The 13,557-nt window shown below is 61.8% G+C and carries 14 protein-coding genes and 1 tRNA gene; 5 read left to right on the top strand and 10 right to left on the bottom strand.

Going from position 1 to position 13,557, the window contains the following annotated elements; genetic code table 11:
- The first annotated feature begins 57 nt into the window (after positions 1-57).
- On the top strand, positions 58-837 hold the full coding sequence (gene pstB, locus ACFX4T_RS21380; protein WP_216922684.1) for a phosphate ABC transporter ATP-binding protein PstB: 780 nt from the start codon (positions 58-60) through the stop codon (positions 835-837).
- A gap of 148 nt (positions 838-985) precedes the next feature.
- Here the strand turns inward: pstB and ACFX4T_RS21375 are convergent, their stop codons facing one another.
- The 3 genes from ACFX4T_RS21375 to ACFX4T_RS21365 form a co-directional block, all read right to left on the bottom strand.
- Positions 986-2,011: an anion permease gene (locus ACFX4T_RS21375; protein WP_377653979.1), complete on the bottom strand. Its 1,026-nt coding sequence runs from the start codon at positions 2,009-2,011 to the stop codon at positions 986-988.
- Between the two features lies 1 nt (position 2,012).
- Positions 2,013-2,630 (bottom strand): DUF47 domain-containing protein, encoded by a 618-nt coding sequence (locus ACFX4T_RS21370; RefSeq protein ID WP_216922682.1) that lies wholly within the window; start codon positions 2,628-2,630, stop codon positions 2,013-2,015.
- A 334-nt stretch (positions 2,631-2,964) separates the two neighbouring features.
- Positions 2,965-3,624, bottom strand: a complete 660-nt coding sequence (locus ACFX4T_RS21365; RefSeq protein WP_216922681.1) for a hypothetical protein — start codon at positions 3,622-3,624, stop codon at positions 2,965-2,967.
- Positions 3,625-3,864: 240 nt separating this feature from the next.
- On the opposite strand from ACFX4T_RS21365, the gene ACFX4T_RS21360 reads away from it, so the two are divergent.
- Together ACFX4T_RS21360 and ACFX4T_RS21355 are read left to right on the top strand one after the other, a co-directional pair.
- Positions 3,865-3,937: transfer RNA gene (locus ACFX4T_RS21360), tRNA-Lys, on the top strand.
- 195 nt (positions 3,938-4,132) lie between these two features.
- A complete protein-coding gene (locus tag ACFX4T_RS21355) occupies positions 4,133-5,665 on the top strand; it encodes an alpha-N-arabinofuranosidase (RefSeq protein ID WP_223947543.1) in 1,533 nt (510 codons plus the stop codon).
- On the opposite strand, the gene ACFX4T_RS21350 is transcribed toward ACFX4T_RS21355, so the two are convergent.
- The 5 genes from ACFX4T_RS21350 to ACFX4T_RS21330 all read right to left on the bottom strand — a co-directional run bounded on the left by ACFX4T_RS21350 (position 5,662) and on the right by ACFX4T_RS21330 (position 8,932).
- On the bottom strand, positions 5,662-6,051 hold the full coding sequence (locus tag ACFX4T_RS21350) for a hypothetical protein (protein ID WP_223947544.1): 390 nt from the start codon (positions 6,049-6,051) through the stop codon (positions 5,662-5,664). The two genes, ACFX4T_RS21355 and ACFX4T_RS21350, sit on opposite strands and share 4 nt — an antisense overlap.
- A gap of 110 nt (positions 6,052-6,161) precedes the next feature.
- Complete coding sequence (locus ACFX4T_RS21345; protein ID WP_223947545.1) at positions 6,162-6,497, bottom strand: hypothetical protein; 336 nt, start codon at positions 6,495-6,497, stop codon at positions 6,162-6,164.
- An 11-nt stretch (positions 6,498-6,508) separates the two neighbouring features.
- Positions 6,509-7,231, bottom strand: coding sequence for a GAF domain-containing protein (locus ACFX4T_RS21340; RefSeq protein ID WP_377653974.1), 723 nt, complete (start codon positions 7,229-7,231; stop codon positions 6,509-6,511).
- A gap of 128 nt (positions 7,232-7,359) precedes the next feature.
- Complete coding sequence (locus ACFX4T_RS21335) at positions 7,360-8,154, bottom strand: GAF and ANTAR domain-containing protein (protein WP_223947547.1); 795 nt, start codon at positions 8,152-8,154, stop codon at positions 7,360-7,362.
- A 25-nt stretch (positions 8,155-8,179) separates the two neighbouring features.
- Positions 8,180-8,932 (bottom strand): GAF and ANTAR domain-containing protein, encoded by a 753-nt coding sequence (locus ACFX4T_RS21330; RefSeq protein ID WP_377653972.1) that lies wholly within the window; start codon positions 8,930-8,932, stop codon positions 8,180-8,182.
- Positions 8,933-9,165: 233 nt separating this feature from the next.
- Here ACFX4T_RS21330 and ACFX4T_RS21325 point away from each other — a divergent pair, with 233 nt between their 5' ends.
- Both ACFX4T_RS21325 and ACFX4T_RS21320 read left to right on the top strand, forming a co-directional pair.
- The gene (locus ACFX4T_RS21325) at positions 9,166-10,170 is read left to right on the top strand and encodes a LacI family DNA-binding transcriptional regulator (RefSeq protein ID WP_377653970.1); all 1,005 of its coding nucleotides are present in this window, start codon (positions 9,166-9,168) and stop codon (positions 10,168-10,170) included.
- 18 nt (positions 10,171-10,188) lie between these two features.
- Positions 10,189-11,292, top strand: coding sequence for a D-TA family PLP-dependent enzyme (locus tag ACFX4T_RS21320; protein WP_223947550.1), 1,104 nt, complete (start codon positions 10,189-10,191; stop codon positions 11,290-11,292).
- A 63-nt stretch (positions 11,293-11,355) separates the two neighbouring features.
- Here ACFX4T_RS21320 and ACFX4T_RS21315 read toward each other — a convergent pair whose 3' ends face one another.
- Together ACFX4T_RS21315 and ACFX4T_RS21310 are read right to left on the bottom strand one after the other, a co-directional pair.
- Complete coding sequence (locus tag ACFX4T_RS21315; protein WP_377653968.1) at positions 11,356-12,315, bottom strand: 2-hydroxyacid dehydrogenase; 960 nt, start codon at positions 12,313-12,315, stop codon at positions 11,356-11,358.
- A complete protein-coding gene (locus ACFX4T_RS21310) occupies positions 12,312-13,511 on the bottom strand; it encodes a pyridoxal phosphate-dependent aminotransferase (RefSeq protein ID WP_223947552.1) in 1,200 nt (399 codons plus the stop codon). The genes ACFX4T_RS21315 and ACFX4T_RS21310 overlap by 4 nt, the downstream gene beginning before the upstream one ends.
- Positions 13,512-13,557: the final 46 nt, after the last annotated feature.

The following is a 13,557-nucleotide window of genomic DNA, read 5'->3' as shown; positions in this document are numbered from 1 at the left end:
GCCGCCCGGTTACCCGCCATTCAAACTTCCAGAAACCCCCAAGGAATAAGGAACACCATGTCCAAGCGCATCGACGTCAAAGACTTGAATGTCTACTACGGCAGCTTCCTGGCTGTTGAAGACGTCAACATCAACATTGAAGCCAAGTCCGTCACGGCCTTCATCGGCCCGTCCGGCTGTGGCAAGTCCACCTTCCTCCGCACGCTGAACCGCATGCACGAGGTCCTTCCCGGTGCCCGCGTCGAGGGCGAGGTCCTGCTCGACGGCGATAACCTGTACGACGCCGGCGTTGACCCCGTTACCGTTCGCACGCAGGTTGGCATGGTCTTCCAGCGCCCCAACCCGTTCCCCACCATGTCCATCCGGGACAATGTTCTGGCTGGCGTGAAACTGAACAACAAGAAGATCTCCAAGGGCGAAGCCGATGCCCTCGTGGAGAAGTCCTTGGTTGGCGCCAACCTCTGGAACGAGGTCAAGGACCGCCTGGACAAGCCAGGTTCCGGCCTGTCGGGTGGCCAGCAGCAGCGCCTCTGCATCGCACGCGCGATCGCTGTTGAACCCCAGGTGATCCTCATGGACGAGCCCTGCTCCGCCCTGGACCCCATCTCCACCCTGGCCGTTGAGGACCTCATCAACGAGCTCAAGGACCAGTACACCGTGGTGATCGTTACCCACAACATGCAGCAGGCTGCCCGCGTGTCCGACAAGACCGCGTTCTTCAACATCGCCGGCACAGGCAAGCCCGGCAAGCTCATCGAGTTCGCGGACACCACCACCATCTTCAACAACCCTTCCCAGAAGGCCACGGAAGACTACGTCTCCGGCCGCTTCGGATAAGGGGTTTGCAGGTTCCGGCTTTCTTGGGAGAGCCGGCAATGAACGACGGCGGCCGTCGCCTTGGGGGTACGGCCGCCGTCACTTTTTTGCACCCAACTAAGTCGCAATTGTGCGCGTTTTGAGCCCTCAAAACGCGCACAAATGCGACTCAGTTGGGTCGGAGGTCCGCCAGGGGTGAGAACGCAAGCTCCAGGACGAATGCCGCGGCGGCCGTGACTAGCGGGGTGGCCACCCAGAACAGGAGAATCCTGCGCACAAGACGCCTGTTGGTGGTGGCGAAGCGCTGGTTGGTGCCTGCTCCCAGCACGGACGCCGTCAGGGTGTGCGTGGTGGACAGTGGCAATTGCAAACCGATGGCCCCGACGAAGAGCATCACGGACGTCAGCGTTTGAGCCACAAAGCCTCGAAGAGGGTCCACGCGGATCAACTTGTGACCCAGGGTGTGCGAGACCCTCCAGCCACCAAACATGGTGCCAGCTGTCAGCATGATCGCAGTCAGAAGGAGGATCCACAGGGGGAGTTCACCTCCGCTGGACAACCCGGCCGCCACGAGGGCCAGCAGGAGAACGGCGGCTGTACGCTGACCGTCCTGAAGCCCATGGCCGAACGCAACAGCCGCCGCAGACACAGCCTGCGCGCGGCGGAAACGCCTGTTGATGACATTCGGCTGCGTGTAGCGTGCCGCCCAAGTCACCGGCCATACGAGCAGGTATGCGGCAACGAAAGCGATCAAAGGGGACAGGACCAAAGGCAGCGCCACCTGGGTAAGGAGGACGTTGTCCACACCGTTGATCGAGTTCCCGCCCACCAGCGCGCTCGCAGCGCCTGCGCCGATCAGGCCGCCCACAAGTGAGTTGGTGGAAGACAAAGGGATGCCCCGCCACCACGCGTACACGCCCCAGATGATGGAGGCGGCGAGGGCAGAGGTCAGCATCGAGAGCCCGCCAATGCCATTGGGAAGTGTGATCCAGGACTGCGTGAACGCGAGCACGAAGCTGCCGCTGAGCATGGCGCCGATGAAGTTGAAAACAGCTGCCAGGAGAACCGCTACGGATGGCGTTAGGGCTCGTGTCCTCGTGGATAGTGCCACGGCATTGGAGACGTCACGGAAGCCGTTGAGAAACGCGAACCCTGAAGCCAAACCCACCACGAGGACCAGGAATGCAACGATCACGTCATGATTCCTTGACGATGATGCTGCCTACCTGTGTGGCGATCTTCCGCATATCCTTGGTCACTTCCACCAACTGGTTGGCGATGTCCCGGTGCCGCGCATACTGGGTGGACTTCATATCCTTCAGCATTTCGGCCACCCACGTGCGGTGGGTTCGCTCTGCACGTTTCGCCAGCTTGAGGATCTCAATCCAGTAGTCCTCAAGTTCATCGAGGTCCTCAAGCTTTCGCATGGCGTCCACCGTCAGCTCGGCCTGGCGGCTGATGATCTCCAGTTGATCGGCCGCGCGCTTCGGCAGGCGCTCAAGCTTGTAGAGGGCAACCAACTCGCCCGCGGCGTCGAGCTTCTCCATTGCCTCGTTGAGGTGGCGGGACAGAGCGTACATGTCCTCGCGGGGGAGCGGGTTCACAAAGCTGGTGCGCATGTGCGTCAGGAGAGCAAAGTGCAGGTCCAGGGACTTCGACTCATGCTCGTGAAGTTCCTCAGTCAGGCGTTCATGCTCACTGGCCTGGGCGCCGAGGATCTCTGAGAGTGTTCCGGTGGCGGCCACAATGACGCTGGCCATCTGCGCGAGCAGTACCAGCCCGGCAGGTTCCTGGGGGAAAAGGCGCAGCTTCATATCGCTTCCGGGCCGGGGACGGATGGGCTGCGGGCTGCTTGACTTGACGCTTCCCGCTTCGGCCCCAACTTTACCGGTACGACGACGGCCACCGGTAAGTGGGCGGGTGTGGTCGCCGGCTCATATTCAGGGGTGGCTAGCCCTGAACTGCTTCCGGGCATAAAAATGGTGCCGAACCGGATACGCCTCTCGGCGGTAGGCCGCTCGAAGCGGCTATAAGTTGAAGCCCGGGGGTTTCGCGGTTCGGCACCAGTTTCAGTGTTCTACGTCGGTGGGGCTAAGTCAACATTGACAGGCGAGGCCAGACGTGGGTAAATTTCGGGGTTTTTCGCCCCTAATCCAGCTCTCCCAATCGCCATGCGTTGGCGGCGTGTTCGAGGTCCTCGGCCGTCTTTACCAGCTGGTGTGAGTTGCGTGTGAGCTTGCTTGCATGGCTTTCATTGCTGTGCTCCGCCCCGTCCGCCAGGGTCGCCTGGCCGAGCGCAACAACCCGACAAAATGCAGCGGAACGTTCCAGCGCGACGTCGAAATCGCCGTCGAAGGCGCCAGACAAAATAGCGTCGGCCATGGTCTTCATTTCGTCGGCTCCCGGTGGCTCCGCTGCCCCTGCAACCACGTTGGATACCTGGGCGGTGTCGCGGCCCGCCCTGAAGTATACGGAAATGCGCTCGGGGTTCTGGATGGTGGCGGCGCGGAGGGCATAGAGCCTCCACAAAGCGCCGGGCAGGGAACGGGCGGGGCTTTCGGCCCACATCTCGGCGATGGCTTCGAGGCCCTGCTCGTCGGCAAGCTTCACCAGGCGACGGGTGACTTTGGGGTCGTCGCTGTCACGGCCACGTTTTACGAGCGCCTGGGCGGCCAGGTGGGCAGCCTCGGAGACGCGGGCGGGATCTGCTCCACCAGCGAACGGTTCGAAATCGATGGGCGCGAAGGGCTTGGGCTTGTGGTGCCTGTTCGCTCCGCCGTAAGCACGTGATCCTGGCTGTTCGCTCATGAGTTCACCGTACTCCTGTGCCCCTGATGGGGTCGAGTAACGGTTTCTTTGGCTGCTTTCTTGTTGCCCGCGCGCCTTCCCGACCTAATTTGCCGCCGGAGGAGGGCCGACACGCCGCTGCCGCCGCGCGCCGTCGTCGGCTGTTTGCTCAAAATGGGTCACGACGCCGCGTTGCCGACTCCGTTCCTCGACTTGCTTGACGTTGAGGTACAGTATTCATGGCTGTTTCAACAGCTGGAGGGGCCTTTAGCTCAGTTGGTAGAGCATCGGACTTTTAATCCGTGGGTCGTGGGTTCGATCCCCACAGGGCCCACCCTCTCTGCAGGCCGGAGACGTTGAGTCTCCGGCCTGTTTTTATTTCCGCCGTGCGGCGAACCCCGCAAGCCTCAACCGAACAATCCTGGGTTTCCCGGAAAAACTTCTTGACTCGCACACCCAGCCCCCACCAACATGGTTTCTATAACGTTGTAAATTGACTCAATCCACAGCAAGCAGACAAGGACGCCCTTTGGGAACCCAGAACCCGGAAACCCCGACCGCCAAAATCACCATCGATCCCGCATTCATCGTGGGTCCCGTCAGGCGGAAGACCTTCGGTGCCTTCGTCGAGCACCTGGGCAGATGCGTCTACACAGGCATCTTCGAACCCGAACACCCAAAGGCGGACGAGGACGGTTTCCGTACCGATGTCCTGGAACTCACGAAAGAGTTGGGTGTCTCCACGGTCCGGTATCCCGGAGGTAACTTCGTCTCCGGCTACCGCTGGGAAGACGGAGTGGGGCCAAAGAAGGACCGCCCAACGAGGCTTGACCTTGCCTGGCACTCAAGCGACCCAAACCTGGTGGGTGTGGACGAGTTTGCCAAGTGGTCCCGGAAAGCCGGTGTCGAGCCCATGATGGCGGTTAACCTGGGCACCCGCGGGACGCAGGAAGCACTGGACATCCTGGAGTACTGCAATATCAAAGGCGGCACGGCCCTATCCGAACAGCGCAAGGAGAATGGCGCCGTCGAGCCCCACAACATCACTATGTGGTGCCTCGGGAACGAGATGGATGGCTTCTGGCAGATCGGCCACAAGGAGGCCGGCGAGTATGCTCGCCTCGCCGCCGAAACTGCCCGGGCCATGCGCATGGTCAACCCGGACCTGGAGCTGGTGGCATGCGGAAGTTCCGGCCCGACTATGCCCACCTTCGGAGAATGGGAGCGCGTTGTCCTCACCGAGACGTATGAGCTAGTGGACCTGATCTCCGCGCACCAGTACTTCGAGGACTTCGGTGACCTGCAGGAGCACCTGTCTGCCGGGCACCGGATGGAGGCCTTCATCAAGGACCTCGTCGCCCACATCGATCACGTGAAGTCCGCAACCAAATCGGAAAAGCAGATCAACATCTCCTTCGATGAATGGAATGTGTGGCACGGTTCCCGCGACGAGTCCAAAGTGCCCACGGGTGATGATTGGCCTGTTGCGCCGGTTCTGCTGGAGGATCGCTATACGGTGGCGGACGCCGTTGTGGTGGGGGACCTGCTCATCGCATTGCTTCGCAACACGGATCGCGTCCACTCCGCCAGCCTCGCGCAGCTGGTCAACGTCATTGCACCGATCATGACCGAGCCGGGCGGGCGCTCCTGGAAGCAGACCACGTTCCACCCGTTCGCGCTCACCTCCCAGCATGCCTCGGGCACGGTGCTGAATCTCGCTGTTGAGTCGCCGGAGCTGGACAGCGAAAAGACGGCAAGCTTCAACGCGCTGTCTGCCGTGGCTACCTACGACGCCGAAGCCAAGGAGGTTGTGGTTTTCGCCGTGAACCGTTCGGCGACGGACGCACTCACGCTCGACGCCGCCGTCGGGGGTTTGGGGACCACCAGCCTCATTGAGGCCGTCACCTACACGAACAAGGACCCGTACTGGCAGGCAACCGCGGATGATTCGACGTCCGTCCTGCCCTCAGAGAACGTTAGTGTAACGCTCGACGGCGGCCGACTCACCGCGGCGCTTCCGGCCGTGAGCTGGAGCATGATCCGGTTGTCGGTGGATTCCTAGGCGATCGCTTGCGATCCGTCCTGGAAGATCGGATACAGCGAAATCGGTGTGACCTTCGCTTCTGACGGAGCGTCCTGGAAGGGCTCCGGCGCCTGAGTTGCGGGCGTCGGAGCTGGTTGCCCGGCCGCGACGATTTCCAGGGATTCCATATCCAGCAGTCGTCGGCTCCCGGTTTCTGCATCCTGGAGCCAGAACAAATCGGTACCCGCGACTGTCTTGAGCACCGTGCCCCGGTGGTAAAGGCGGCCGTTGTGCCACGCCTCTATGTACTCGCCGGGGCTAAGGGCATGTGGCTCCTCCTGGCTGCCCGGCAACGTGCCAAAGGCCTGCGCCAAGCTGGCCTGCGTCTTCAGCGCCTGGAAAAGATCCCTGTTTGCCGCGCTCATGTTTGCTCCCCTCCGCCGGCTGCTGCCACCTTGGCCGATTGGCCTTGTGGCTCCAGCCTTCCGCATTCATGTTGCAGGGGCGTTGCAGGCGGATGAGCGCTGTGTGACAGCTAGGAGGGATCGGCTTCGTCGCTTGGAAGATCGGGTTCGGAATCAGCAGGACCGGCGTCGGAACCGTTGGAATCCGAGGAGGGAACCTCGTCAGCGTATGGAGCGTGGGGACCGGCTTGGTTGTTCAGGAGTTCGTTTGCCGCCATTGCCAGGAGGTCCCTTTCCAATTCCGGGACGGACAGCATTCCCTGCAGGTACGCCTCCACTTCGTACTCACCCACGGAACCGCCGATGCTGAAGTACTGCAGCCACAGTGTGCCCGTGCTGATCCGCGCCGCGGTGAGGGCTTCCAGCAGCCTTCGGCGTTGCTCGGGTTCTTTACGTTCGAAGCCCATATCCTGCGGCCTTAGTTTTGGTCTGCCGGGATCCCGGCTACAAGCTCGGCGCTGACTTCCTGCAGGGTTATGCTTTGGTCGCGGGCGTTCCCTATCAGTTGCTGCAGGGCCCGTTCATGGGTGATCTTGTGGCGTTCCATCAATATCCCGCAGGCCCGGTTGACCAGATCGCGGCTGTGCAGCGCGGCCTGCAGGCCCGCACTGATGCGCTTGGGGATTTCGCTGCTTTGAATGTGGGAAAGAAGAGTGGCGGCCGGGGAAGCGAAGAGCTCCATTAGCGTGACTGTGCCTGCGTCAAAGACCGAAGGTTCCGGCGCATAGACCTTAATAGCCCCGATGCTGTGCCCGTTCGCGATCAGGGGTGCGCTGACCGCCGATTTGATGGGAAGGGAGCTGACGGCTGTGCGCCATTCAGGCCACCGTGGGTCCGTGCTTAGGTCCTCGATAAGCACGGGTTCTTCCGAAGCCCAAGCCGTAAGGCAAGGCCCTTGGCCCAACTCGTATTGCAGGAAGTCTGTCTGTTCCACGATGCTGTCAGTGAAGCCGGTGCTGGTCCTCCGTGCCTGCGAATCGAGGATGGAGACTCCTGCGCCAAGGGTGCCGGGTACGGATTCCTTGATGGCCTGCGACAGGCTTTGAACGGCTTGGTCAACCTTTTCCTCGGTCAACAGGAGGCCCAGGATCCGGCCGATGGCGCCCGAGAGTTCGTCCAGAGGAAGCTGCTTCTTGGTCATGACCTTCTTCCCGGCCGTTCAGGTCGGCTGGCCGACTGAAACATTCTTTGAAATCGCTGGACTCCCGTGTTCCAAATCCAGCCTAATGGGTTTTTGACCAGAAAAACCGCATGTAGACAGGTTCCTTGCTATTCTTCGAAAGCTGCGGAGATCCTTCGGTCGCCGGCAATGTGGGCGATGATCCCCTGTGCCACTACCCGGAGTTTGATGTTGCGGTGGCTGGACGCGCTGACGAGGATTTGGAAGGCCGCGTCCCGGCTGCAGCGGTTCTGCGCCATGATGATTCCGACGGCGGTGTCGATGGTCGTGCGGGATTCGAGAGCGGCGGTGAGGTTCTCGCGTGCGTCCCGCAGCTGGGCGATCTTCAAGGCCAGGTGGAGAGCTTTTGCGCCTGTGGCCGTGACGCGCTCTGCCGACAAGAGGTCCTCGTGGGTGAAGCCATGGGGGCGAGTGGAGTAGAGATTCACCACAGCCTCCGCCGTGCTGTTCAATTCCATCGGGAGGGCCAGGACGGAGCCCACGTTGGAGGCCGCTGCGGCCCGCATGTACTCAGGCCAGCGATCTTCCTCGTAAACGTTCGGGACGTGGCTGATCGTTCGTGTACGAAGGGCAGAAAGGCAAGGGCCATCGCCGAAGCTGTTCTGGATTTCGTCCAACTTCCGGGCCAGTGGATCGCTATCGGCCACGGCCACGGGTTTCTTCTGCCGGATGACTGTTACTCCGCAGGCAATTGTATTTCCGTTTCTAGTGAGCTTCTGCGCAGTCAACTCAGCCAGGTCCTGCAGGAATTCACGGATATCGGCATTCTCCACCAAGAGATCCTGCAGATGCTCAACGAAGTCCGTCAGATCCAGTTTGTCCTCATAGGGACCAAGAAAACTGGGAGGGCTGGCGATGTGGCGCGACGCCTGTGTTTCAGTCATTATTTTTCCTTACTATTCCTGAGCCCTACTGCCCCGCCGGTTCTATCCGGCCCCTCTGATGTGAGTTCCCCTTATCTTCGCTACCTGCCCGCTGGAGGATGTCTTCTGCTATTTCATGCAGCCGCTTATCGCTGTTGCGGGATGCCAACTGGATGAGCCTGAGTGCGGAGTCCCTGCTGCAACGGTTCTGGATCATGATGAGGGAGATAGCCGCATCGACTATCGCCCGCGACTCAAAAGCTGAGCGCAAATGAACCGGATATGGATCCGGGGTGTGCAGGCGAAGGGCCAGCCGCAGGATCCTGGATAAGGATTCCGCGTGCTTCCCTATGGATGCCACCGTCTCAGGGTCGAACGTGCCTGCTTCGGTTGAGTAGCAATTCAATGCGGCGCGTGAGTCATCGTCGGTGGTGATCGGTACCGCCAACATGGTCTTGATACCTTCCTGTGAGACAGCGTCAGCGTAATGGTGCCAGCGGACGTCGGCCTGAAGATCATCAACCAAAATGGTCTGTTGCTGCCGGAGCGCGGTAAGGCACGGCCCGTCGTCGAACTCGTACTGTTTCTCGTCCAGGCGCTGGGCCGCCTCTGTGCTGCTCGCGACAGTGGCCGGGCCCCCGTTCCGCTCGACGGTGATGGCGCAGAGCATGGGGACATCCCCGCCCAACAAGGATGCCGAAATGGTGGTCAAGCCCAAGAGGAATTCCGTGAAGCCCGGGCTCTCCAGCAGCAGGTCCTGCAGTTGCTCCGCTGTGGGTACTGCATCGTTCTGGGCCATTTCGGCCTCATTCCAGGCAACGCCAGAGCGATTGACTCCAGCTGGCGGCAATGCGCTCGAGTTCGCGCACAGCCCGGATATTCAACTCCGGACCTATTTAGCCACACCCGAAATCTCCTACTACCGACACTACGCCTGAGCACTGCAACACAACAGAGCCACGTGATCTGCAACGATGTATCCCAGCAGCCCGGTGCTCGGATCCGGGGCAAAGGTATTGAAGGGGCAAATTGATGGCCGTCACCATGAACGACGTCGCGCGGGCCGCCGGGGTCTCCTTGAAGACGGTTTCCAACGTCATCAACGATTACGAGTTCATCCGGCCTGCTACCAAACAACGCGTCCTGGATGCGATCGAAGAACTCGGATACGAAACCAACCTGACGGCCCGCAGCCTTCGTTCCGGCAAGACCAGCATGCTCGGGCTGGTGCTGGCCGACCTCTCGGTTCCGTACTATGCCGAGCTCGCCTCGGACATCATGAAGGCGGCCTGGGCGCGCGGCTACCGGGTCCTCGTCGAGCAGTCCGGCAACGAGGCCGACCACGAAAAATCTGCACTGCAAGGCCAATTCCGCAGCCTCACCGACGGGCTCCTCTTCATCCCGCTGTCGCTGGACGCCGGGCAAATCATCCAGGCCGCCGGCAAGAAACCCTTGGTCCTGCTGGGCGAATTCGTGCAGGACCCGCGGCTGGACATGGTCCTCATTCAAAATCACGAGGCAGCAGCGGCTGTCACCGCACACCTGCTGGCGGGAGGTCGCCGTCGTATAGCCGTTTTGGGCGCGCGCGACGGCGACACAACCGGCAGCAACGGCCTACGCCTTAGCGGCTACAAAGCTGCGCTCGCTGCCGCTGCTGTGGAGTATGACCCGACCCTCGTGATCGACTGCGAGTGGCGGCGCGACGGCGGGGCGGACGCGATCGCCAGGCTGCTGGACAGCGGGGTTGGATTCGACGCCGTGTTCGGTTTGAACGACGTCGTTGCCTTGGGGGCGTTGCACGAGCTCCTTGTCCGCGGCAAGCGGGTTCCGGACGAAATAGCGGTTGCGGGGTTCGACGACATCGACGAAGCGCGCTTCGCATCGCCGTCGTTGACCACAGTGGAGCCTGGCCGCGCGGAAATTGCGGAGCGCGCCGTCGAACTCCTCATCAACAGGATCGAAGGCAAAGGTTCTGCTGACAAAGTGGAGCAGCCGGAAGCGGAGTTCTCGCTGCGCGTCAGGCAGTCCGCGCCGTAGGACGTTACTGTTCTAAGAATGAACCAAGCAGTCCCCGACGGAATTCTCACGCCAGCCATCATGATCGATGTCGATGTTCTCGACCGCAATATCCAACGCATGGCATCGAGCATGCTGAGCAGGGGACTGAGGCTCCGTCCCCATGTGAAGACACACAAGACGCTGGAGATCGCAGCCAAGCAGCTTGCGGCCGGAGCGGTTGGGCTCACGGTGGCGACGATCGGGGAGGCCGAGGTCTTTGCGGCCGGGGGCGCCACGGATATTTTCATTGCCTACCCGCTCTGGGTTGAAGCGCACCACGCGGAGCGGCTGCGGAAGCTTGCCAACACTTGTGCCATCACTGTGGGCACCGATTCAGCGGAAAGCGCGACGGCGATGGGCCGCCAGTTGGGCGCCGACGCCAGGAGTATTGATGTCCTGATCGAAGTGGACAGCGGACATCACCGCAGCGGGGTGCTGCCCGGAGAAGTGGTGGACGTTGCCCGCGCGGCCGCAGCAAGCGGCCTGAACATTGCCGGCGTCTTCACATTCCCCGGACACAGTTACAAGCCGGGAATGCCAAGGGATGCAGCGGGTAACGAGAACGACGCCCTCGGCCGTGCTTCGGCTGCACTGGAACGCGCCGGCTTTGAGGTCCGCACCATCAGCGGCGGCTCCACCCCGACCGCATTGCTCGACGCCGAAACCCTGGCCACGGAATTGCGCCCGGGCGTCTATGTTTTCGGTGATGCCCAACAGCTTGAACTGGAACGGTGCACATGGGATGACATCGCGCTGACTGTCGCTGCGACTGTTGTCAGCCGCCACGAGTCCGACGGCGGGAATGTCCGGAGGGTGGTTGTGGACGCGGGCAGCAAGATCCTGGGCAGCGACCGTCCGGACTGGGCCACCGGATATGGGCGCCTGCCCGAATACCGGGAGGCCCGGATTACAGCGCTTTCTGAACACCATGCCACCGTTGTTTGGCCGGACTCTGAGGAGCTGCCGGCACTGGGCACGCGGCTCAGGCTGATCCCGAACCACGTTTGCCTGGCCATGAACCTGGTGGACGAGGTCACTGTGGTTCGTGAGGGCGCAGTGGTGGACACCTGGAAGGTCGCCGCGCGCGGGCGGAACAATTAGTTCATCGGGGTTAAGGCTGTGGCGGCGGGTGGATTACCCGCCGCCACAGCAACTGCCGTTCCCCTAGCTGATGGGAGTAGGCGGTTGTTCACCTTTGAGTACAGCGAGTGTGTTGTCCGCCGCGAGTACTGCCATGGCAGTGCGTGTTTCCACCGTGGCGGAGCCGAGGTGAGGTACGAGCGTCACGTTTTCCAACTCCAGCAACCACGGATGCACCTTGGGCTCTTGTTCGAAGACATCGAGGCCTGCGCCCGCGATCTGTCCTTCGCGAAGCGCAAGGGCAAGTGCTGCTTCGTCGACGATTGGACCCCGCGCAGTGTTGACCAGGTAGGCGGTGTCCTTCATCGCTTCCAGTTGTTCGGCGCCGATCAGGTGATGCGTGGCCGGTCCGTACGGACAGTGCAGGGACACGACGTCGGAAATGGTCAGCAATTCGTCCAGTTCCACCCGGCGTGCACCGAGTTCCGCGGCGATGGCGGGGTCGATTTCACTGCGGGACTGGTAGACGATTTCCATACCGAAGGCCTTGGCCCGGCGTGCGGTGGCTTGGCCGATGCCACCCATGCCGACGATGCCCAAGGTCTTGCCCTGCAGGCTGCTGCCGAGCAGGAAGAACATTCCCCACTTCCAGGCCTGGCCGGAACGGATGAGCCGTTCCCCTTCGCCGAGCCGCCGCGTGGCCATGAGGATGAGGCCGAGGGCGATGTCGGCTGTGGCGTCGATGAGCACGCCAGGCGTGTTCGTGGCAACTACACCTCGTTCGGTGCAGGCGGGGACATCGATGTTGTCATAGCCAACAGCTACGTTCGCAACTACTTTGAGCTGCGGGCCGGCGGCGTCCAGCAGTTCAGGGTCAATGCGTTCAGTCAGCAGGCTCACTATGGCATCGGCTGCTGCCACCCGCCGCAGAAGTTCCTGGCGGCTGATGGAGTCCGAGCCCTCCCAAGCATCCACCTCGTGTTCGGCGCGGAGCTTCTGGAGCGCGGGTTCGGGTACACGTCCGGTGACGACTATGCGGCTCATGCCGTCTCGATCCATTCACGCAGGCGGCCCAGGCCATCGCGGATGTCTGGCACTTCGATGCCCGAGTACGCGAGCCGGATGTACTGCCGCTCCTCGCCGGGCAGGCGCCGGCCGAAGTGTTCACGCGTGCAGAACGAAACCCCGGTCTTGTACAGCGCGTCGCTGGCGAAGTCGCCCACTGCCGAGTACCCCAAACGAGCCATGGCTTCGGTGACGTCGGGGAACAGGTAGAACGTGGACTGCGGAACTGCCACGCTCATTCCCGGGATGGCATTGACGATCCCGCATGCGGTATCCCGGCGTTCCTTCAGGATGTCCAGCATCTGCTGCACTGGTTCCTGGGGGCCACGAAGGGCTTCGATGCCGGCCCACTGCACGTAGTGGGTGGTGCATGATTCATCGTTGGTGTTGAGCGTGCTGAGCACCTTCGCGATTTCAAGCGGGGCAACGGCACAGCCGAGCCGGGAGCCCGTCATGGCGAACTTCTTGCTGAACGTGTAGAGAATGACGGTGCGCTCGGCCATGCCCGGAAGGGAGGCAATCGAGCTCGAGACTCCTTCATAGCGCGTCTCGAAGTAGGCCTCATCGGAAAGCACCCAGAGATCGTGCTCCTGTGCGATCTGTGCGATGGCCTCGCGTTCGGACGCCGTCGATTCGGCGGAGATGGGGTTCTGCAGGTCGTTGTAGATGATCGCGGCCGTGTTCGGGGTGATTGATGCCCGCACCTGGTCGAGGTCGATTGCGAAACCGTCGCTTGTGGGGACGTAACGGTAAGGGACAGCGGTGCCGCCGAGGTATTCGATCTGGGATTCGTAGATCGGGAACCCGGGGTTGGGGTAGAGCACCTCCTGGCCGGGGTTCATGACGGCCTGCAGGAACTTGGTGATAACGGGCTTGCCGCCGGTCATCACCACCACGTTATCGGGGGAGAACTCCATCCCGCGGCGTGCGCCGAGGTCTTCGGCGAGGGCTTCCCGAAGCTGGGGGATACCGGGACCGGGGCAGTAGCCCGTGTAGCCATCGGTGATTGCCTTGTTCATGGCCTCAACGATGTGAGGGGCCGTTGGGATATTGATGTCGCCAAGGTGGAAGGGGTACACCAGGTTCCCTTTGGCCTTCCAAGCGGCAGCGGCCTGCGCCACGCTGAACGCAGTTTCGGTGCCCAGGCGTTCGAGCCGGTGTGCGAGTTTCTGCATGAGCTGTTTAACTCCTCATCGAGCTGATCACGGTGTAACGTGAAGT

The organism is Paenarthrobacter sp. YIM B13468 (assembly GCF_042788025.1).
Classification (GTDB): domain Bacteria; phylum Actinomycetota; class Actinomycetes; order Actinomycetales; family Micrococcaceae; genus Arthrobacter; species Arthrobacter aromaticivorans.
This window is presented reverse-complemented; position numbering and strand designations above follow the sequence as displayed.